We start from the raw sequence: 19,817 nt of genomic DNA on the forward strand, positions 1-19,817 counted from the left end.
ATCAAGCGCTAAATGGAAACCTGGTCGTGCTCTCGTCAACGCAGGCGGTGACGAGATCGTGGCGAAGAGGCTGCTGGCGGCCTTTTGCCGTCAGCTTGCAGGGCATCGAGTCTGCCGATCTCTTGGCCCCGAAACGGGTCGCTGGCGTCTTCTCAAGACGCATGGAGCAGAGGAGTGTGTCTGGGGTAAATGCCAGAGGAAACAAGCCCCTGGACAGGGCCAAGGCCCCCGGATGGGGGGAGGATTCAGGCCAAGTTCAGCGCGACTCCGGTATGGTGCTCGGCGTCGATGGGAGGCAACGAATGGCAAGCGAGGTGGCTGCAGGCCGAGCCCTGCCCGTTTCTCTTCAAGCCCGCCAAGGCGCTGAGGAACGGCGAGATGGGGTGACATCCTGATCCGGGCCTGCTCTCACGGACTACACCCATTTTCTGCCGCGCCGAGCGGCCGCCCCCATGCCGGTCCACGACCTTTTCTGCCGCACCGGCGCCCCTCATTCTCATGCCGTCCAGGAGGACATATGACCGAAGGCCATCTGCGCAAGTGCAACCCCGCTTCCCTCATTCGCCAGATAGGAATAGGTCTGGTGGCAGGCGCCCTCTGCTTGCTGATGTTGAGCTATGTGAGCCCCACGGCTCGGCAGGACGAGCCCGAGGTGGGGGAGGCCGCTACGGATCAGGTCAGTGGCGCCGCAGCGACGTTGATCCCGCCGGCTGAGACCGGGTTCCTGCCTTCTGCTCCCGAGTCGATCGAACGGCAGGTCGACGGTGCGGCCGGCAAGCTGACCCCCATGCTGGGTATGCAGGCCAGCGGCGCCCTGCCGATCGTGGCCGAAGACGTCGTGCAGCCTGAGCCGCCAATACCTGCCCCCTCGGCGCCTCTGGTTGAGGTCGAGCCTGCCGCAATCCCCGAGCCCGTGTCCACGCCTGCCCCGGAGCCTGTGTCCAAGCCGGCAGCGAAATCGCAGTCTAAACCAGCCACCGTGCCTGAGCCGCAAGGCAAGGCATCCGGCAAGGTCAACCTGACGCCCGCCAGCGTCCTGCACCAGAAGAACATCAACCACCTCAGCATCCAGCTGATGGGAGCGAGCAGTCTGGATGCCGTAGAGCAGTTTGTGCGTGTCAATCGGCTCGCCGACCAGGTGTGGATCTATCGCACCAACTACCATGGCAGTCCCTGGTACGTGGTGCTGAAAGGGGATTATGTCGGCCTGAGCCAGGCGCAGGCAGCCATTCGCCAGCTGTCGCCAGCTCTGCGGAAGGCACAGCCCTGGCCCAAATCCTTCGCCCAGGTGAATAGAGAATTGAAGCCATAAGCCGGGTGACAGGGGATAGGCCTGAGTGAACAGGCCTATCCCCTGGGCGTTGGGCTACCGGCGCCCTTGGGGGGAGGTGAGCGTTGGCTGACATGGGGTAGGCTGTATGCCCTCGTTCGGGATGTGCCGGACCGCTTGCTGAGTCGCACCGCCGGAGCAGCCCCTTAGCCCCAATGGCACAACCTCTAAAACACCACACCCGCGTCATTCGCGGGTGTGGTGTTTTTGGCATGTCATCTGCTCGATATCTCGGGCTCATTCGTCAACGGAAGAGAGGCCACCCGAGATCGCAGCAGAACCTCAGCCCTTGCGGCTGGCGAGCTGGCGCAGCAGCTGGGTGCTCTGGTGCAGGCTCTGCTGCTGCACTTCGCTCAAGGGGCACTGCTTGAGCACGTATTCGGCGCTGGCCACCACCGTCTTCCAGCGCGGCGCCTTGGGCAGGGTGTCCAGGCTCAGGTATTTGTCGAGGGTGCGGGTCTGGGGGCTGGATCTGTCCATGTAGACGCGCCACAGCTTGCTCTTCTCAGCCAGCACTATCTTGCCCTTGCCGGTGCTCTGCTGCCAGGTCTCCAGGGTGAGGCGCATGGTGTCCACCAGGGCCCGTCGCAGGGGCTCGTCATCCTGCTGGCGAATGAGGTTGTCCGCCAGCGATCTGAACTCCCCTCCCAGCCTGCTCAGCTCTCCCAGCAACTGGCCATCTTCGATGATGGCCTGGCGCGACAGGCTCTTGAGGGCGTTCTCCAGGGCCATCACCCTGTTGTCGTCCTGGCGCTGCTCGGTGCTGAGGGTGAGGGCGAAGGCGTGCTGACCCCCCAGGCTGATGGGCAGGGCCCTGGCATTGAGCCCGTCCTTCTGGCCCGCCACCAGGAAGCTCAGATCCTGCTCCGGCCGCGCCGCCATGTCGGGCCACTGGCTCGCCAGCGGGGTCGCCAGCCACTCGTCCAGCGGCAGCCCCTCCATGGCTTCCGGCTCCTGGCCCAGCAGGCGGGCCAGGGCCCGGGAGGCAAACAGCACCACCCCTTGCTCGTCAATGAAGACCATGGGGTCGGCCCCTTCCCCGAGCAGCGCAAGCAGCCGCTCCTGGTCCTGATGCAGCTGGGCCTGCAGCCGCAGGCGGTGCTCTATCTCCTGTTTCAGCAGGTGATTCTCCACCAGGGAGGCGCGGCCGGCGCTGGCCTCCAGCAGGGCCCTGACCCGGGCAAACAGCTCCTCCTTGCAGAAGGGTTTCACCAGATAGTCGTTGGCCCCGGCGTTGAAGCCCTCTTCGATCTCCTTGGGCTGGTTGAGGGCGGTGAGCAGCAACACCGGCAGCTTGTCCTTGGGATGCTGCTGGCGCAGGCGGCGGCAGACGTCGAAGCCCGACAGGGTCGGCATCATCACGTCCAGCAGGATGAGGTCCACCGGCTCCTGGGCCAGCTTGGCCAGGGCGTCGTGGCCGTCGCTGCTCGGTAGTATGCGGTAGCCGCAGGGTTGCAGCAGGTGGCGGAGGATATGCAGGTTGATGGGCTCGTCATCCACCACCAGGATGAGGGGCGCGCCAGGTGGGGGCGGGGGCAGATCGTCGCTCTCCCAGTCCGGCAGTATGAGGGGCTGCTGGCGCATCAGCTGATGCTCCATCTGGCGGCTGTCGAGCGTCAGGCTGCCCGCCTTGCCGCTGGCCAGCGGCAGGGTGAAGGCGAAGGTGGAGCCGACGCTCGGCTCGCTCTCGACGAACAGCTCGCCCCCCATCAGGTGCACCAGCTGGCGGGTGATGGAGAGGCCAAGGCCGGCCCCCTGCTTGCTCACTTCCGGGCTCATCTGCACCAGGGGTTCGAAGATGTGCTCCAGATGATCTTTGGCGATGCCGATGCCGGTGTCTGTCACCCTGATGCGCAGGAAGTTGCCCTCCACCTGGGCGCTCAGCACCACCTTGCCCTGGGGGGTGTACTTGATGGCGTTGCCCACCAGGTTGTAGAGCACCTGCTCGAGGCGCTGTTCGTCCGCCAGCACCGGAGGCAGCTCCGCCGGGCTTATGTCCACCAGGGTGAGGGGCTTGGCCTGCACCAGGTGCTGGCAGAGATCCAGCACCAGCCGGATCACCCCCTTGGAGGAGACGGGCTGGGGGTGGATCTCCAGCTGGCCGTAGCGCATCTGGTGGTAGTCGAGCAGATCGTCCACCAGCCGGGCCAGGCCGTCGGCGCTCTTGATGATGAGGCCGAGCTGCTTCTGCTGCCCCTCGGTCAGATCCTGCTGGCTGGCGAGCATGGACTCGGCCATCCCCTTGATGCCGTGGATGGGGGTGCGCAGCTCGTGGGAGGTGTTGGCCAGGAGCTCGTCTTTGAGCTTGTCTGCCTGTTGCAGGCTGAGGTTCTGCTTGTGGGTCAGCTTGACCTGCTGCTGCAGCTCCTGGGTCTGGCGTTCGATGAGCTCTATCTTGTCCTTCACCGAGCGCTGCATGTGGCGGAACGCCTGGGCCAGCCGGTCTATGTCGTCGTCGGTGCGCGGTATGGTGATGGGGTGCTCCAGGGCGCCATCCGCCACCTGCTCGGCGGCGGCGGTGAGGGAGCGCAGCGGCGCCGTGATGGAGTGGGAGAGCCAGCGGGAGAAGAGGATCAGCAGCAGCAATGAGCCCGCCCCCAGCAGGATCACCAGGGTTTCCAGCTGGCGTATGGGGGCATAGGCCTCGCTGGTGGAGATCTCGGCGATGAAGGCCCACTCGGTGTCGAACACCTTGACCTGGGTGTAGGCGGCCAGCACCTCGTCGTCGTGATAGGAGAGGAAGGGGCCGACCCCCTGCTCCCCGGAGAGGGCCTTGATGACGAGGGGGGTCTGCAGCGGCCGGAAGTTGGGGCTGAAGCTGTTCTCCACACTGAATTCGGGGGCCAGCCAGGCGTTGGCGCGCATCCGCTTGTCCGGGCCTATGAGGATGGTCTCGCCGGTCTCGCCGAGCCCCTCCCGCTCCGCCATGATCTGGTTGAGCTTGTCCGGCAGCAGCTCGAAGATCACCACGCCGCGCACATAGTCGTACTGCATCACGGGGGCGGCCAGATAGGCGACCACCTGGCCGGTCAGCTCGTTGCGGCCAAAGTCGGTGAACTCGAAGATCTGCTGGGGCTTCTGGCCGCCGTCGAGGCGGCGCTTGATCTTGGCGAAGGTGTTGCCAAGACCGCTGGCCTGATAGGGGCCGGAGAGCAGGTTGGTGGCGAAGTTGGCGTGCTTGGTGACCGAATAGACAACGTCACCGTTGAGATCCACCAGGAAGATGTCGCTGTAGTTGGACTTGCGCACCATGTCGGCGTAGCCGCGGTGAAAGCGCTGGTGCACCCGGCCATACATCTCGTCAGCGAGGATCAGAGCGCTGATGGACGGCTCTATGTCCACCTGGCTGTCCGGCTGTTGCAGCTTGTCCCAGGAGCCGGGCACATAGCGGGCCTGGGCGCGGGCGCGGGCCTCCTGCGGCGTGGTGCCGAGCTTTTCGAAGGCCCCGGTGAAACCGTAGAAGCGACCGATACTGTTGCCGGCAAAGTCCTGCTGGGAGAAGTTGATGATCTGCTCCTTGAGGTTGCCGAAGTAGTCTTCCAGCTGGCTCTTCTTGATGTTGCGCACCGACACCAGATGGTTGGACGTCTGGGTGGTGAGATCCTTGCCGTGGCTGTAGAGGAAAAACAGGGTGACGACCAGGAAAGGCACCAGGCCCCACATGAAGAAAGCCAGCATCAGCTGCGGTCTGAGCCCACGAGGCCTGAAAATCCATTTCATGGTGTGAATTTCAATTGAGAATCCAGTTACTAAGCGGCTTGAGTTTCTGACTAAAGACTAACTATTTCAATGGCTTTATCTTAAATTCGCTCGTCGGGTCACAGGGAATGGCGGGAATTTCGACCAAGGCGTTTAAAGCCTGAGCAAACGCTCCCAAAAAGCGCTCAAAGTCATAAAAAAGGGTTGTGCCCGGGCTCGGGGTACGTATAATGCGCCTCGTTGTCAGGCAACTGGCATCATGCAGTCAGGCGGGAATAGCTCAGTTGGTAGAGCACGACCTTGCCAAGGTCGGGGTCGCGAGTTCGAGTCTCGTTTCCCGCTCCAATTTTCCATCGCACCAACGATGGAACTCACTTTCAAGACAATCAGTCTTGTCAGCATGGCGCGTTAGCAAAGCGGTTATGCAGCGGATTGCAAATCCGTTTAGTCCGGTTCGACTCCGGAACGTGCCTCCATCTTCTTCCTCGGTTTCATTCTTGTTCCATGCCAGGTTTCATCCCAAGAACCTCCTTCGGCATATCCCCTTGCGTTCAATATCCTTGCTGGGTCAATAACAGCTCGCAGCTCTGATGGCGCCACTCTCTTTGCAGATAGTGACTTATCTCGTCGAGGGATTGCCCCCGATACTGAAGTTGCAGCTCGGCGGCGTGGTCGGTCAGATCGGCCATCTTCTGCTTCAGTTGACCGCATTGCCACAGGCTGACGACAGGCACCCCCTGATACGCCAGCGTGATGGCGTCGTTCTGGTTGAGCCGCCACTCCTGCCACTGTGACCAGGCGAGCAGACCCAGTACGCTCAGGACAGCAATGTCTGCCAGTTTCATGCGCTTCTCCCCCCATTTACCTGCCCATGTTCTAACTCTTGCCCAAGGCGTGGTTTTTGCCAGCCTTGTTACTCTTTGGTTAAATAATGTAATCCAGTTTCACTTTCTGGTTTTTAGGCGGTTTTTTTATAAAAAAGTGGGCTTGTTGGTGTAGTAATCCTACAGATTGTGGAGTAATCTTTGCTCAGTGGTCTTACCAGTGAGGCGTTAAATCATGTTTCATCCCTTCTCCCTGACTCAGATAATCCTTCGCCGCATCTTCGTACTGATGGTGGGTCTGCTCGCCTTCCCTGTGATGCTGTTTCGCCGCGATCGCGCCCGCTTCTACAGCTACCTGCACCGGATCTGGAACAAGACCAGCACCAAGCCGGTGTGGCTCAAGATGAGCGAACGGGGTGAGCGGATCTTCTACTGATCCCCGTCGCGTGACCTGCCTCGCCTAGCCCATGTCGGCGCAAAAGGAAGGCAGGGCGCACCTCCCGATACAAAAAACCGACACCACTGGTGTCGGTTTTTTTATGGCTATGTCCCAATTACGTGTTGCATGGGGCGCCCCAGCGCCTCATGCAGGCAACGTGGGATAGTCACCCACTCCCTTCCATAGCGCTCTAACATCTTCGCCGCCCCGGGTAATTCCTCAGATGGTAGGTCGCTACCCCATGGAACCGCTCCATCCACTCCTTCAACCGCCTGGTACCCGTTCACATGCTGGATGTGATACGCACCCACCACCCGCTCCCTGCGGTTGCACCACCTGATGCGTTATCCCTTGCCCTCGCTGAAACAGCATACACCCGGCGCCATCACTGCACAGTACCGCATCCGGCGCGATAAGCGGCGTCAACGCTGCCCTGACTGCTTTGGCATTTAGCTGCTCCAACTGGAAGTCAGCCAGATGACCTGCTCTGTCCTGCACCACCATCACCGGGATGTAATCCGGCCCTGTGCCTCAGGTGCGGCCTTTGCCGCCACGATGACGGGCCGAGCGGGGCAATCCGCGCTGTCCTTTGAACGACTCCAGGAAGAGGTTTCATCGACCTCGACAATCCCCTCTTCCGGCCGCTTGGTGGCTCGCCATGGCGTTCAGGAAGCAGTGACGCCACAAGAAGGCAGTGTTTTTGCAGGCTACAGCGAATCGCAGCCTGCCGGACGGTCAAGCCGTCGATGAAGGGCCTGGGCGTAGTCTTCCCAGCATTGTGCCTTGCGAAGTCGGGCCAGCGGCGTCTTGAGAACAGGCTTGTGCGTAGACACTGCTTGCAGCGATAACGGCGCAGCCTATTCCATTGAGAGCCAACTGCGGCGGCCTGGCAGTGAGGGCAACATTGGCAAGCGAGGAGTTGGGTGGCCAACGAGGTGATGGGGTGAGGGTGGTGAGTTCATGTTGCACGAGGCGACGTTGGCGGAGGGTGAGCTGTGGGAAGAGACAGTAGATGCTGAAAGGCTTGGGTATCCATGATGGAGGCCTCAAGGTGATGGCTTGCTTCAAGGTTAGCCTTTCAGCACACCGCTGGGACAACGCCTTTTTTATGGGTATCGAACAGCCACAGCACGCCTTGCAGCTGGTCGCTGGCCCTCGCTGGGCTTCCATCTCATCCATCTTCGCCTCTCTTCACTCACACCTCAGAAGGGGCCGCCAAGCACCGCAGCAGAGCCCGGTGGCAGAAATAGGATTGCCTGACCGGAAATGGCCAGCATAGGGCTGCGCCATGGCTAACATGGTGTCTTTGATCAGAGGGGGTGCGATGAACACCGATTTCAGGATTCAGGGTTAGAGAAGGTCTGTTTGCTACGCTTCATGGCGATGAGCGAGGAGGAGCGGGAGCTTCAACGCAAGATGGGTGACGGCCGATGCTGAACCCGGTTGCAAATGCCGGGTTTCCTGCAGGATGCCATGCCGGGGAAGAGGGTACTGCTGATCGCCTGCACCATGACGTCGACTCTCCCTATCGGGCAGGGCCCATCTTTGTGCGCGAACACGCCGACACTGCGGTGCTGGAGTGTCAATGAGATACCGGAGATCCTGCAGGGCGCCTGCTCTCGGTCAGGTCCTATGACAGGGCACACATGATGATCCACGCCCAGACCATTCAAGGCAGTGAATTCAGGCGAGCCATTTCGACCAGCAGCTGTCGAATGGGGAGTCCCCGCTGTCTGTCTAGTACACAATGCCAGCCGGAGTTGTTTCGGTTACCGTCAGCCGTGCCTGAGCCAGCTCTGGTTCAGGCACCGCCGAAACGCAGCCCTGTCTGCCAGGCAAGGCGGTGCTCGCGCACCGCCGGACAACTGCTTCTCTTGCGAAATGGCGCCTGCCCTCCCGGCCGAGTTCGGCCAGCGCCGCGCAGGCGGGCAGAACCTATGGGTTTGAACAGGCAGTCGTTCATGCCGGCAGCGAGGCAGGCTCCCGCTCCAGGGCAAGGCGTGGGCGGTAAAGCCCAGACCGGCAGCTCATGGCCACGGGCCGCAGGTTGCGGGTCAGTTCAAGCAAATCCATCACCGGCATCTGGCAAGTCGGTGATGACGAGATCAAGTGGCTGCCGACGGCGCACTGCTTCTCCAGCCCGATACTGCGCACGCTCACCTCGTGTCCCAGGTGCTTGAGCTGCTGGCGCAGCGGCAGGATCTGGTTGGCATGGTTGTATCCACCACCAGTATCCGCAGCGGGGCCCTGGCTCCCGCGGGGAGGGGGCCATCACCTGGGGAGCGATCCGGGGTGGCCAGGGTCAGGGGCAGTTTTATCTCGAGCTGAGTCCCCCGTCCTGGCGCACTGTCGACGCCTATCTCTCCCCCCATCAGCTGGCACAGGATGCGGGCCAGGTTCAGGCCAAGGCCGCTGCCCGGGTACTGCTCGAGGGAGTGCGCACGGTAGAAGGGGGTGAACAGCCGCGGCAGCTTGTCCGCCGGTATGCCGACCCCGGTGTCTGCGATGACCAGATGCAGCACGGGGGCCTGCTGGGGGTCTCCCGTCAGGGCGGCGCTGATGCTCACCTCCCCCTGCTCCGTGAACTTGATGGCGTTGCCGATCAGGTTGAAGAGGATCTGGCGCAGCCGAAGGGAATCGATCAGCACGGTCGGCAGGGGGGCGCCGGGCAGCTCGACGCGATAGGCCACCCCCTTTTGCCCGGCCATGCCATGGAACACCCGGGTGACCGACAGCAGCAGCGGCGTCAGCTCGCAGGGGGTCGGGGTCAGGGTCATCTGGCCCGCCTCTATGCTGGCGATATCCAGGGTATCCCCGAGCAGATCCAGCAGACCGTGGGCCGAGTCCGCGGCGATGCGCAGCAGCTCGGCGCTGTGACGACTGAGGGCGGGATCCTCGGTGGCCAGCTCCAGCATGCCGAGGATGGCGTTCATGGGGGTGCGGATCTCGTGACTCATGGTGGCGAGAAAGTCGCTCTTGGCACGGCTGGCGCTGTCGGCCTGCAGCTTGGCCTGGCGCAGGGCCTCCTCCAGCCGCTTGCGGTCCGTGATGTCGATCCAGCCGTCGATCACCCCGCTGATGGCCCCTTCGGCATCGAAGTAGGGCACCATCCAGTGATAGATGTGGGTCTGCCTCCCTTCGCGGTTGAAAATACGATCGGCGAAGACGGGCTGGCCATGCTGCAGCACCTTTGTAAAGTCCTGCTCCAGGGCGGCGATGCTCCGGGGCTCGATGAGCCCCTCCAGTCCCTGGACGAAGGGGTGCCCCATGACGTCCTCCGAGCGGGCACCGAGCTGGGCCAGGTATTTGCTGTTGCACAGCAAGACCTTGCCGCTCTTGTCCCGCACCACTATGGGGTGGGGCTGGCTCTCCCCGAGCGCCTTGATGAACCTCACGTGGGCCTCCAGCTGCTGGCGGGAGGCCTGCTCGGCGCGGGCCAGCCGCTTGAGCATGAGGTTGCGATAGAGCAGCACCAGGGCCAGGGCGAAGAGCACAGCAAACAGCAGGTAGAAGACGTGGGCGTGGCGCTCCATGAAGCCGGGCATTGGCAGTTTGCGGTTGCGCCACTCGTAGCTCGTCATGGCCAGCTCGTTGGGCGGGATGGCGAGCAGGGTCTTGTCGAGAATACCCATCAGCATCGCGTTGCCGGGCTGGCTGGCAAAGCCCATCCGTATGGGCTCGTCATCGGCGGGCCCCGCGATGCGCAACCGGGTTTGCGGATCGTTGTCCAGGGCGTGGCGGGCAAAATAGAGCGGCACTATGGCGGCATCCAGTCTGCCCCCCTCGACGGCCTGCATCGCCTCATCGGCGCTCTCCATGGTGGTGAGCCGGCTGCCCTTGAGCTCATCGGCGAGGGGGTTGTAGCGGGTCATCCCCACGCGCTTGCCCGCCAGACCCTGCAGCGAGCCCATGCTCTCCTCCCCCTGATGGGTGAGGATCACGTAGATGTCGTCCGTGGCATAGGGGACCGAGGGGCGCAAGCCATAGCGCTCGGCCACGGGCCGGGAGATGGCACCGATGAGATCGAGGCGCCCCGAGCGGATCGCCTTGTCCCGCTGCCGGTCGGAGTCGAAGCGGATGAACTCGAAGGAGAGGCCGGTGCGCTTGCTCACCTTGGCCAGCATGTCGACCGTCATGCCGGTGAGCTGGCCGTCGTGATCCAGGGCGCCATAGGGGTAGAGGTTGTCCATCAGCCACACCTTGATGGGGGGAGACTGGCGCATCCAGGCAAGCTCGGCGGCGTCATAGCGCTCGCTCGCGCCGTCGTTCATGTCACGTATGGGCCCGTTCCACTGGCTGAAGATGGCATTGCGGGTCCCGTCGTCGATGGCGTCCAGGCCGCGATTGATGAGGCCGAGCAGGGCCGGCACGCGGGCGGAGACTGCGAAGCGAAAGTCGGCCGGAGCCAGGCTGGGCTGCGCCTCGCCGCGCTGCCTGAGGTGGTCGAAGCGCTCGCTGTTGAGGTAGTGCATGGCGTGGGCGTCGCTGAGCAGTATCTCCTGGCGGCCGAAGAAGACGGCGTCGAAGGCCTCCATGTTGGAGTCATGGGTCACCAGGGTGAGGGTGGGGTAGTAGAGCCTGAACCGCTGCGCGTCTATCTGGCCCTTTACGGCGGCGACGCGCTGGCCCGGGGTGAGCAGGGGGCCCTGATAGGCTTTGGGGGCCGAGAAGACCAGGGCGCTGCTGAAGTAGGGTTGGCTGAGCCGGATCCCGGAGGCCTCGGTGTCCGCCAGGGTCAGGTTGCCGAGGTTGACCAGATCGAGTTCTCCCCGGCGCAGGGCGAGCAGGGCGCTCTCCTTGTCGGCGAAGAGCTGCAGTGACAGGGGCTTTTGCAGCATATGGGCGAGGATGCCGAGGTAATCGGCGGAGATCCCCTCGAACCTGTGCCGGGAGACGATGATGCTGAAGGGGCGGTAATCCTGTGCGAGGAGGCCGACCCGCAACTGCCCGGCCTGCCGCAACCAGCCCTGCTCGGCCTTGGACCAGCGGGGAGGGACTATCTCGGGATGGTGACGGCTGTGCAGGGTCAAGGCCAGCGCAGGCTGGCCGAACAGCAGACAGAGCAGGATCAGTGATCGATAGAGGTTCATCATGCCACCTGGAACGGGACAGCCATCCTTGCCGGGTCTGGGCCAAAGACGGCCATTCTACCGGAAAATGGCTATAACGAGTCCCCTATTTGGCCGCAGCCAGCATGAAAGGCATGAGCATGGCGGCGTGCGCCGCCATGCTTGTCCAGGGTCGCCGGGATCAGCCGAACCGGTAGGCGCCCATGTAGAGGCTGCCATAGTCCCAGCTCTGGTGCAGCCTGGTCGGTCTGTCGCTGCCCGCCGCCCCGAGCGCCACGAACAGCGGGCGCAGGTGATCGTCATGGGGATGGGACTCCACGGCGCCCGGTGCCCGGGTCCGATAATCTTCCAGCGCCGCCCTGTCACCCTCATCCATGGCCTGCTCCAGCCAGTGAACGAAGGCGCTCGCCCAGTGGGGCACCGGGCTGTCGTCCGGCCCGAGCGCCCTCAGGTTGTGGGTGATGGCGCCGGAGGCGAGGATGCCTATGCCCTGCGCGCGCAGGCCCTGCAGCGCCTCCCCCAGTTGCCACAGCTGGGCCGGGGTGAAGCCGGCCGGAATGGAGAGTTGCACCAGGGGGAGCTCGCTCTGGGGATCCATCAGGGAGAGGGGCGACCAGACCCCGTGATCCAGCTCGCGCTTGACCGGCGTGGCGGGCAGGCCCGCCAGCAGCAGCTGATCGCTCACCGCCTCCTGCAGCCACTGGGGGCTCCTGGCCGGCCAGCGGATCTGGTAGAGAGGATCGGGGAAGCCGTAGAAGTCGTACATCAGGGCCGGGCTCGACTCGACGTTGAGCTGCGGCTCGCCGCGGCTGAACCAGTGGGCCGAGACCACCACCAGCCCCCTGACGCCCTCGAGGCGCAGCTGTTTCAGGAACCGGGTGGCAGGCTGATCCCGCAGGACCAGATCCGGGGCGCCGTGGGAGATAAACCAGACGGGGGCGATAGCCATAGGGAGACTCCTATCAATGAGGCCGGCACGCAGAGCATGGCCGGGTCAGGGCAAGGGGCCACTGACGATGGGGTCATTATCTGCCCAGGATAGGAAGTTAACAATGCGGCCATATGTATAAGCACTGTTCACTATGAGTTGATAGATGAAGACGGGAGATGACCTTAAAACAACGGGGCCAGCATCGCCATGCTGGCCCCGTTGTTCTTCATCAGCCGGTTATTGCTTGATGCCCGGCGGGCTCTCGCCTGGTGGTGGCCGAGCCAGAAGCCTTACTGAATACCCAGCAGTTCCACATCGAAGATCAGCACCGAACCTGGCGGTATCTTGCCGGCGGCGCGGTCGCCGTAGGCCAGGTTGGCGGGAATGTAGAAGCGGGTCTTCTCCCCTTCCACCATCAGTTGCACCCCTTCGGTCCAGCCCTTGATCACCTGGTTGAGGCCGAATTCGATGGGCTCGCCGCGGGCGACCGAGCTGTCGAATACGGTGCCGTCCAGCAGCTTGCCCTCGTAGTGCACCTTCACCTTGCTGGTGGCGGTGGGGTGAACTGTGCCGCTGCCCGGTGTCAGCACCTCGTACTGCAACCCGGAGGCCGTGGTGGTGACCAGGGGCTTCTCCTTGTTGCTGGCGAGGAACTCGGCCCCCTTGCGCACGTTCTCTTCGGCCAGTTTTTTGTTGTTGCTGCTGGAGTAGAAGTAGTAGGCGGCGCCGGCGATCAGCAGGGCGATCAGAATGAATTTCATCGGGTTTTCCTGTTCCTTGAAATCAGAGTGCAATGAAGGGGCATCTTATCCCAGCCGGGGAGGGAGGGCGAGGGGGGATGCCGGAGGATGTGACCGGACGGGCAAGGCACCGGGGGCATCATGCCCCCGGTTCGGATTTACTTGGCGGCCACCATCATCAGGGCGGGCAGGGCGAAGAAGAGCCCGGCCACGTAACCCAGCGCCAGCAGCTTGTTCTCGCTGCCCACCCGGGCCAGGGTCTCGGCGGCCTTGATGGGCAGCTCCCGCAGGAAGGGAACCCCGTAGATGAGCACCACGGCAAACAGGTTGAACAGCACGTGGACCAGGGCTATGGTCAGCGCCAGCTGGGCACCGGCACCGCTGATGGCGGTGGCGGCCAGCAGGGCCGTGATGGTGGTGCCTATGTTGGCCCCCAGGGTGAAGGGGTAGAGCTGACGGGTGGTGAAGACGCCGCCGCCGGCCAGGGGGATCATCAGGCTGGTGGTGGTGGAGGAGGACTGCACCATCACCGTCATCAGGGTGCCGGAGGCGATGCCGGTCAGCGGGCCACGGCCCAGTGCCTTGTGCAGCAGCTCCTTGGCGCGGCCCACCATGACCCGTTGCAGCACCTTGCCGAGGCTGGTGACGCAACCCAGGATCAGCAGTATGCCGATGACTATGGTGGCGATGGCGGGGCCCTTGCCCGGCAGGAAGGCGACGGCAGCGTCGATGAGATCCAGGGACGGCGAGATGAGGGGCTTCATGAAGTCCATCCCCTTCATCGACATGTCGGCGGAACCCATCAGCAGGCCGGAGATCCACTCAGCGCTCTGTTGCAGCAGTCCGAACATCAGCTCCAGGGGCAGGAAGATGAAGACCGCCAGCAGGTTGAAGAAGTCGTGTACCGTGGCGGCGGCGAAGGCGCGGCGAAACTCGCCTCTGTCCCGGATGTGACCGAGGGAGACGATGGTGTTGGTGATGGTGGTGCCGAGGTTGGCCCCCATCACCATGGGGATGGCCATCTCCATGGGCAGGCCACCGGCCACCAGACCGACGATCACCGAGGTGACAGTACTGGAAGATTGCACCAGGGCGGTGGCCAGGATGCCGAGCAGCAGGGCGACGAAGGGGTTGTTGGCAAAAGCGAAGATCTGGGCCGCGCCTTCTGCGCCGCCGGAGAAGCCCTTGAAGCCGTGGGAGACGGCGCCAACGGCGACCAGGATCAGGTAAATCAGCGTGATCACCGCGAGCCAGTTGAACAGGGGGCCGGGACGGCGGGTCTGCTGGGGTGCGGAAGATGCGGTGCTGTGCATATGGCCTCTTGGGGTCGTTCTGCGTTGAAATGGACGGGCGCATTAAAGCAGCGCTCCATGACAGAAATATGACAAAGTGACACTTTTATGATGTTTTGGTGACAGGGCGGCAGGGGGCGTCGCAGACAAAAAGTGTCGGAGCAAACGCCGATATGGCGCCATCCGGCTCAGCGCCGGTCTCCGCCCTTGCACTGAGGCCCCTGGGTTATATGCTGCCAGGCTTTCCTGTCTTCAAACTGAGGAAGTGATGATGCGTGCATGGGTTTTGTGTCTCTCCCTGGGTCTGCTGTCTGCCGGTGCGCAGGCCAGCGTGTTCAAGTCCGAGTGCAACCTCGACAAGGCGGCCAGAAACGAGGCGATGAATGCGACCCTGGGGGTCAAGGGCAACTGCGATGCCGACAAGCTGGTGCGTCAGCAGAAGGAGAAGGCCAAGGCCGAGGTGAAGAACACCACCACGGACGCGCTGGACAAGAAGACGGCGGGGCTGAAAGAGGCGAAGCAGAACACCAAAGCGGCCATGGACAAGCAGAGTGCCGATCTGAAGCAGGCGCAGGACAAGGTCAAGCAGACCCGCAAGGACGTCAACGCCGTGGCCAGGGATCCGGTCAAGGCGGCCGCCACCGCGGTGATCAACCAGGGGTGAGGAAGAGTCAGGCGCAGGTCTGCATGCAAGAAGGGGAGCCATAGGCTCCCCTTCTGTTTGGCTGTCGTCCGGCCGGCCTTACTGGCCGTCGGCCGTCTCCTCGTACTGACGGAAGGGGATGCGGAACACGGCGAGGCGCAGGAAGAGGTAGGTGACCCCGATCCCCGCCCAGATGAGACCAAGCTCCAGGGAGCTCTGCTCCAGGTTGATCCAGAGCGCCCCTATGGTGGCGGCCCCCAGCAGCGGCAGCACCAGGAACAGCAGGTGCTCCTTGAGGCTCTTGTTGCGCTGCTCGCGCACCCAGAACTGGCCGATGACCGACAGGTTGACGAAGGTGAAGGCCACCAGGGCGCCGAAGTTCACCAGGGCCAGCGCCATGTCCAGATCGAAGGACACCGCGGAGAGCGCCAGGGCCCCCACCAGCAGCACGTTGATGGCCGGGGTGCGCCAGGTGGGGTGGATGTAGCCGAACACCCGCTCCGGGATCATGCGATCGCGCCCCATCACGTAGAGGATGCGGGACACGCCGGCGTGGGCCGCCATGCCGGAGGCGAGCACGGCCGCCGTGGTGCACACCAGCACCACGCTCTGGAACAGGGTGCCGCCGACGTAGAGGGCGATCTCCGGCAGCACGGCGTCCGGCTCCTTGAAGCGGGCCAGATCCGGGAAGAAGAGCTGCAGGCTGTAGGAGACGGTGACGAAGATGATGCCGCCGATGAGGGCCGTCAGCACGATGGCACGGGGGATCACCTTGCCGGCGTTCGGGGTCTCTTCCGACAGTGAGCTCAGGCCGTCGAAGCCGAGGAAGGAGAAGCAGAGAATGGTGGCGCCGGTGAACAGCGGCAGCATGCCGGCGGACTCCAGGTGGAAGGGGCGGCTGCTCAGCAGGGTGCCCGTTCCTTCGCCGTGCAGCAGTCCCCAGGCGATGAGGCCGAGGAAGGTGAGGATGATGGCGACCTGGATGAAGACGATGAAGCCGTTGAGGTTCGCCACCAGCTTGATGCCACGCAGGTTCAGGAAGGTCATGACCGTCACCAGGCCGAAGATGAAGATCCAGGGATCGACGTTCGGGAACATGGCGGTCAGATAGATCTTGGCCAGCAGGATGTTGATCATCGGCATGAACATGTAGTCGAGCAGGGAGGACCAGCCCACCATGAAGCCGACATAGGGGTGGAACACCTTCTGGGCGTAGGTGTAGGCGGAGCCCGCCGAGGGGAAGCGGCGCACCAGGTGGCCGTAGCTGAAGGCGGTCAGCAGAATGCCGCCGAGCGCCAGCAGGTAGGCGGTGGCGACCCGGCCCTCGGTGATGTCACCGACGATGGCGAAGGTGTCGAACACGGCCATGGGGGTCAGATAGGCCAGGCCCATCACCACCACTTGCCACATGCTGAGGGTTTTTATCAGACGAACGGGTTGCTGGCTCACTCAGGCTCCCTCCTTGCACGGCTGGCAGGAGGTGGAATGGCGTGAGGCCATGGGACTGGTTTCTCGCATCCGCAGCGAAGCGGTATGCAAACCACAGACGTTGGTCGCGCGGCGACCAAAGCAGGTTCCGGTGGCAACCGGAGACAAAGCCAATAAGAGCCCCATGTTTTTCCTCATTGCGGCATTAGGTTCATCTGAACCTAGATATCATTTCCGGAATGGTTCCGGCCTCGAAGTAGACACTTGTTTTCAAAATGAAAAATAACCGATGTGAGGATCACATCGGTTATTCAAATCGGCGCGCATTTTGCCCCAGATGGGGGGGGATGACAAGCCAGGATCGGCATTCCCGGCAAGAGAATGCACAAGGACAGGGTTTACATCAATAAACCGCGCCTATTCAGGTGTCGACGGCAGGGGGGCCAGCCCGCTGCTGGCAAGGCTTGCCGCCTGCTGGCTCGGCAGCGAGACCCGCCAGACCGTGGTGCGCAAAAACAGGTAAATCCCGCCGATGGCGGCCCAGATCAGCCCCAGCACCAGGGAGGTCTGCTCCAGGTTGAGCCAGAGTATGGCCACGGTCCCGGCCCCGAGCAGGGGCAGCACCAGGTATTGCAGGCGATCCTGCCAGGTCTTGTTGCGGCCCAGGCGCAGGTAGTAGCAGGAGATCACCGACAGATTGACCACGGTGAAGGCCACCAGGGCGCCGAAGTTGATCAGCGCCAGGGCTATCTCCAGATCGAAGCTGACGGCCGACAGGGCCAGCAGGCCCACCAGCAGTATGTTGAACACCGGGGTGCGCCACTTGGGATGGATATAGCCGAAGGTGCGCTGGGGCAGCACCTTGTCCCGCCCCATCACGTAGAGGATGCGGGAGACCCCGGCGTGGGAGGAGAGCCCCGAGGCCAGCACCGCCACGCAGGCACAGACCAGCACCACGCTCTGGAACAGCTTGCCGCCGACGTAGAGGGCGATCTCCGGCAGCACGGCGTCCGGCGCCTTGAAGCGGGAGGCGTCCGGGAAGTAGAGCTGCAGGGCATAGGCCACCACCACGAAGATGAGGCCGCCAAGCAGGGCGGTCAGGATGATGGCTCTGGGGATCACCTTGCCGGCCTCCGGGGTCTCCTCGGAGAGGGCGCTCAGGCTGTCGAAGCCGAGGAAGGAAAAGCAGAGGATGGTGGCCCCGGTCAGCAGCGGCAAGATCTCTGTGCTGCCGCTGTAGATGGGCTGCAGGCTGAGGCTGCCGAGCCCTTCCCCCTGGTAGACCCCATGCGCGATCAGGCCGAGGAAGACCAGCATGATTGCCACCTGGATGAAGATGATGAGGCCGTTGAGGTTAGCCACCAGATCGATGCCGCGCAGGTTGATGGCGGTCATCAGCACCGTCATGCCGAGGATGAAGATCCAGGGCTCGACGCCGGGGAAGAGGGCGCTCAGATAGATCTTGGCCAGCAGCATGTTGATCATCGGCAGGAAGATGTAGTCGAGCAGGGAGGACCAGCCCACCATGAAGCCTACCACGGGGGAGAACTCCCGCTGGGCATAGGTGTAGGCCGAGCCCGCGATCGGGTAGTGACGCACCATCTTGCTGTAGCTAGAAGCGGTGAACAGCACCCCGACCAGGGCCAGCAGGTAGGCGGTGGTGACATGACCCTGGGTGATGTCGGTGACGATGCCGAAGGTATCGAACACCACCATGGGGGTCATGTAGGCCAGGCCCATCACGACCACTTGCCACAGGGTCAGGGTTTGTTTCAGTCGCGCAGGGCGTGGGGCCATGGGGCCTGTCTCCTAAGAATGCAGTGGTGAAGGGCCCGCCTGCCGAGCAGGGACAGGGCCCCATGACAGGGTGACTGGTCACAGAGGGAGCCAAGTGCTCCTGCCATCATTTTTTGGGGGCGAGATGATACCGTATAAGCAGGCCATCCGCGATGGACGGCCTGTCGTTATCTGACGATATTGTTCGTGCCAGCGAGAACCGCGGGCACTAACCCTGACTGGCGGCGGCCAGCGCCTGCTCCAGCAGGTCGAGTCCCTCGTCGATCAGCGCCGGGGAGGCGGTGAGGGGGGCGAGGAAGCGGATGACGTTGGCCCGCACGCCGCAGGCCAGCAGCACCAGGCCGCGCTTGCCTGCCTCTGCCACCAGCCGCCTGGTGAGATCCGGGTCCGGTTGGGTGGCATCGCGCCCCTTGACCAGCTCCATGGCCACCATGGCGCCGGGGCCGCGGATGTTGCCTATGCTGTCAAATCGCTCCGCCAGCTGGTGCAGGCGCGCCTTGATCTGCTCCCCCTGCACCAGGGCCTGCTGGTTCAGGCGCTCCTCCTCGATGACCTCCAGCACCGCCAGGGCGGCGGCGCAGGCGATGGGGGATCCCGCATAGGTGCCCCCCAGGCCACCGGGCTTGGCGGCGTTCATCACCTCGCTCTTGCCCACCACGGCGGAGAGCGGGAAGCCGCCCGCCAGGCTCTTGGCCAGCGTCATGATGTCCGGCTCGACGCCGCTGTATTCGGTGGCGAAGGTCTTGCCGGTGCGACAGAAACCTGTCTGGATCTCGTCGCAGATGAGCAGGATGCCGTGCTGATCGCAGATCTTGCGCAGGGCTTGCAGGAAGCTCGGGGAGGCGACATAGAAGCCCCCCTCACCCTGCACCGGCTCTATGATGATGGCAGCCACCCGGGCCGGCTCTATGTCGGCGCTGAAGCAGAGATCCAGCGCAGCCAGGGCATCGGCCTCGCTCACCCCCAGGTAGTCGGCCGGGAAGGGCAGGTGATAGACCTCCCCCGGGAAGGGGCCGAAGCCGGTCTTGTAGGGCACCACCTTGCCGGTGAGCGCCATGCCCATCATGGTACGGCCGTGGAAGCCCCCCTTGAAGGCGATGGTGCCGCTGCGACCCGTGTGGGCGCGGGCGATCTTGATGGCGTTCTCCACCGCCTCGGCGCCGGTGGAGAGGAAGAGGGTGCGCTTGGGGGTGGGGCCCGGCACCAGGGCGTTGAGCTTCTCGGCCAGCTTGATATAGCCCGGGTAGGGGGTGACCTGGAAGCAGGTGTGGCTGAACTTCTCGAGCTGCTCGCGCACGGCGGCGACCACCTTGGGGTGGTTGTGACCGGTGTTGAGCACGGCGATGCCGGAGGCAAAGTCGATGTAGCGGTTGCCCTCCACGTCCCACAGCTCGGCGTTTTGCGCCCGGTCGATGAAGACCGGCAGCAGGGTGCCGACCCCCTGTACCACGGCCGCTTCACGGCGCGCTTGCCACGCCTGGTTTGAATGCTGTTCTGACTGACTCATCTTTCCTCCCTGAGGGGCATGGGCCCCTGATATTCCTGTGCAATCTGCTCATCGAGTGAACCGCGCTGCCATCTGGCAGGGCGGCATGTCCGGTGCGGTGCGCGGGTGGCGTGCCGCA

12 protein-coding genes, 2 tRNA genes and 1 pseudogene are annotated in these 19,817 nt (G+C 63.5%); 5 read left to right on the forward strand and 10 right to left on the reverse strand.

All coding sequences use genetic code 11. The features are described 5' to 3' along the window. Window positions 1-517: 517 nt before the first annotated feature. Entirely contained in the window at window positions 518-1,312 is a 795-nt protein-coding gene (locus tag ACWPWQ_RS01520) for an SPOR domain-containing protein (protein ID WP_454008840.1), read from the forward strand. Between the two features lie 300 nt (window positions 1,313-1,612). Here the strand turns inward: ACWPWQ_RS01520 and ACWPWQ_RS01525 are convergent, their stop codons facing one another. Further along, window positions 1,613-5,050: an ATP-binding protein gene (locus tag ACWPWQ_RS01525; protein WP_454008841.1), complete on the reverse strand. Its 3,438-nt coding sequence runs from the start codon at window positions 5,048-5,050 to the stop codon at window positions 1,613-1,615. 248 nt (window positions 5,051-5,298) lie between these two features. Between ACWPWQ_RS01525 and ACWPWQ_RS01530 the strand changes: the two genes are divergently transcribed. Beyond that, a tRNA-Gly gene (locus ACWPWQ_RS01530) sits at window positions 5,299-5,374 on the forward strand. Window positions 5,375-5,431: 57 nt separating this feature from the next. Then, window positions 5,432-5,505 (forward strand) — tRNA-Cys (locus ACWPWQ_RS01535). Window positions 5,506-5,580: 75 nt separating this feature from the next. Here the strand turns inward: ACWPWQ_RS01535 and ACWPWQ_RS01540 are convergent. Beyond that, the gene (locus tag ACWPWQ_RS01540; protein ID WP_454008842.1) at window positions 5,581-5,874 is read right to left on the reverse strand and encodes a hypothetical protein; all 294 of its coding nucleotides are present in this window, start codon (window positions 5,872-5,874) and stop codon (window positions 5,581-5,583) included. Between the two features lie 214 nt (window positions 5,875-6,088). On the opposite strand from ACWPWQ_RS01540, the gene ACWPWQ_RS01545 reads away from it, so the two are divergent. Next, the gene (locus ACWPWQ_RS01545; protein WP_025327782.1) at window positions 6,089-6,289 is read left to right on the forward strand and encodes a YbfA family protein; all 201 of its coding nucleotides are present in this window, start codon (window positions 6,089-6,091) and stop codon (window positions 6,287-6,289) included. Between the two features lie 107 nt (window positions 6,290-6,396). Here the strand turns inward: ACWPWQ_RS01545 and ACWPWQ_RS01550 are convergent. The 5 genes and pseudogenes from ACWPWQ_RS01550 to ACWPWQ_RS01570 all read right to left on the reverse strand — a co-directional run bounded on the left by ACWPWQ_RS01550 (window position 6,397) and on the right by ACWPWQ_RS01570 (window position 14,345). Beyond that, window positions 6,397-7,328, reverse strand: a pseudogene (locus ACWPWQ_RS01550) (IS1595 family transposase). Between the two features lie 1,120 nt (window positions 7,329-8,448). Further along, complete coding sequence (locus ACWPWQ_RS01555) at window positions 8,449-11,382, reverse strand: ATP-binding protein (RefSeq protein ID WP_454008843.1); 2,934 nt, start codon at window positions 11,380-11,382, stop codon at window positions 8,449-8,451. Between the two features lie 160 nt (window positions 11,383-11,542). Beyond that, window positions 11,543-12,310, reverse strand: a complete 768-nt coding sequence (locus tag ACWPWQ_RS01560; protein ID WP_454008844.1) for a DODA-type extradiol aromatic ring-opening family dioxygenase — start codon at window positions 12,308-12,310, stop codon at window positions 11,543-11,545. 272 nt (window positions 12,311-12,582) lie between these two features. Continuing rightward, window positions 12,583-13,053 (reverse strand): FKBP-type peptidyl-prolyl cis-trans isomerase, encoded by a 471-nt coding sequence (locus ACWPWQ_RS01565; protein WP_005331844.1) that lies wholly within the window; start codon window positions 13,051-13,053, stop codon window positions 12,583-12,585. Window positions 13,054-13,190: 137 nt separating this feature from the next. Then, window positions 13,191-14,345: a sodium:phosphate symporter gene (locus ACWPWQ_RS01570; RefSeq protein WP_025327778.1), complete on the reverse strand. Its 1,155-nt coding sequence runs from the start codon at window positions 14,343-14,345 to the stop codon at window positions 13,191-13,193. A gap of 250 nt (window positions 14,346-14,595) precedes the next feature. On the opposite strand from ACWPWQ_RS01570, the gene ACWPWQ_RS01575 reads away from it, so the two are divergent. Beyond that, the gene (locus ACWPWQ_RS01575; protein ID WP_319913241.1) at window positions 14,596-14,988 is read left to right on the forward strand and encodes a hypothetical protein; all 393 of its coding nucleotides are present in this window, start codon (window positions 14,596-14,598) and stop codon (window positions 14,986-14,988) included. A 78-nt stretch (window positions 14,989-15,066) separates the two neighbouring features. Here the strand turns inward: ACWPWQ_RS01575 and ACWPWQ_RS01580 are convergent, their stop codons facing one another. The 3 genes from ACWPWQ_RS01580 to gabT all read right to left on the reverse strand — a co-directional run bounded on the left by ACWPWQ_RS01580 (window position 15,067) and on the right by gabT (window position 19,699). Then, a complete protein-coding gene (locus ACWPWQ_RS01580; RefSeq protein ID WP_139437586.1) occupies window positions 15,067-16,377 on the reverse strand; it encodes an APC family permease in 1,311 nt (436 codons plus the stop codon). Between the two features lie 435 nt (window positions 16,378-16,812). Then, window positions 16,813-18,192 (reverse strand): APC family permease, encoded by a 1,380-nt coding sequence (locus ACWPWQ_RS01585; protein ID WP_454008845.1) that lies wholly within the window; start codon window positions 18,190-18,192, stop codon window positions 16,813-16,815. Window positions 18,193-18,400: 208 nt separating this feature from the next. Then, window positions 18,401-19,699: a 4-aminobutyrate--2-oxoglutarate transaminase gene (gene gabT / locus ACWPWQ_RS01590; protein ID WP_429158554.1), complete on the reverse strand. Its 1,299-nt coding sequence runs from the start codon at window positions 19,697-19,699 to the stop codon at window positions 18,401-18,403. Window positions 19,700-19,817: the final 118 nt, after the last annotated feature.

The sequence above is a fragment of the Aeromonas sp. Marseille-Q7275 genome, from assembly GCF_965119515.1.

Coding starts and splice junctions, on each gene's coding strand:
- ACWPWQ_RS01520 (WP_454008840.1), top strand. CDS start 518: ATGACCGAAGGCCATCTGCGCAAGTGCAACCCCGCTTCCCTCATTCGC.
- ACWPWQ_RS01525 (WP_454008841.1), bottom strand. CDS start 5,050: ATGAAATGGATTTTCAGGCCTCGTGGGCTCAGACCGCAGCTGATGCTG.
- ACWPWQ_RS01540 (WP_454008842.1), bottom strand. CDS start 5,874: ATGAAACTGGCAGACATTGCTGTCCTGAGCGTACTGGGTCTGCTCGCC.
- ACWPWQ_RS01545 (WP_025327782.1), top strand. CDS start 6,089: ATGTTTCATCCCTTCTCCCTGACTCAGATAATCCTTCGCCGCATCTTC.
- ACWPWQ_RS01555 (WP_454008843.1), bottom strand. CDS start 11,382: ATGAACCTCTATCGATCACTGATCCTGCTCTGTCTGCTGTTCGGCCAG.
- ACWPWQ_RS01560 (WP_454008844.1), bottom strand. CDS start 12,310: ATGGCTATCGCCCCCGTCTGGTTTATCTCCCACGGCGCCCCGGATCTG.
- ACWPWQ_RS01565 (WP_005331844.1), bottom strand. CDS start 13,053: ATGAAATTCATTCTGATCGCCCTGCTGATCGCCGGCGCCGCCTACTAC.
- ACWPWQ_RS01570 (WP_025327778.1), bottom strand. CDS start 14,345: ATGCACAGCACCGCATCTTCCGCACCCCAGCAGACCCGCCGTCCCGGC.
- ACWPWQ_RS01575 (WP_319913241.1), top strand. CDS start 14,596: ATGCGTGCATGGGTTTTGTGTCTCTCCCTGGGTCTGCTGTCTGCCGGT.
- ACWPWQ_RS01580 (WP_139437586.1), bottom strand. CDS start 16,377: ATGTGGCAAGTGGTGGTGATGGGCCTGGCCTATCTGACCCCCATGGCC.
- ACWPWQ_RS01585 (WP_454008845.1), bottom strand. CDS start 18,192: ATGGCCCCACGCCCTGCGCGACTGAAACAAACCCTGACCCTGTGGCAA.
- gabT (WP_429158554.1), bottom strand. CDS start 19,699: ATGAGTCAGTCAGAACAGCATTCAAACCAGGCGTGGCAAGCGCGCCGT.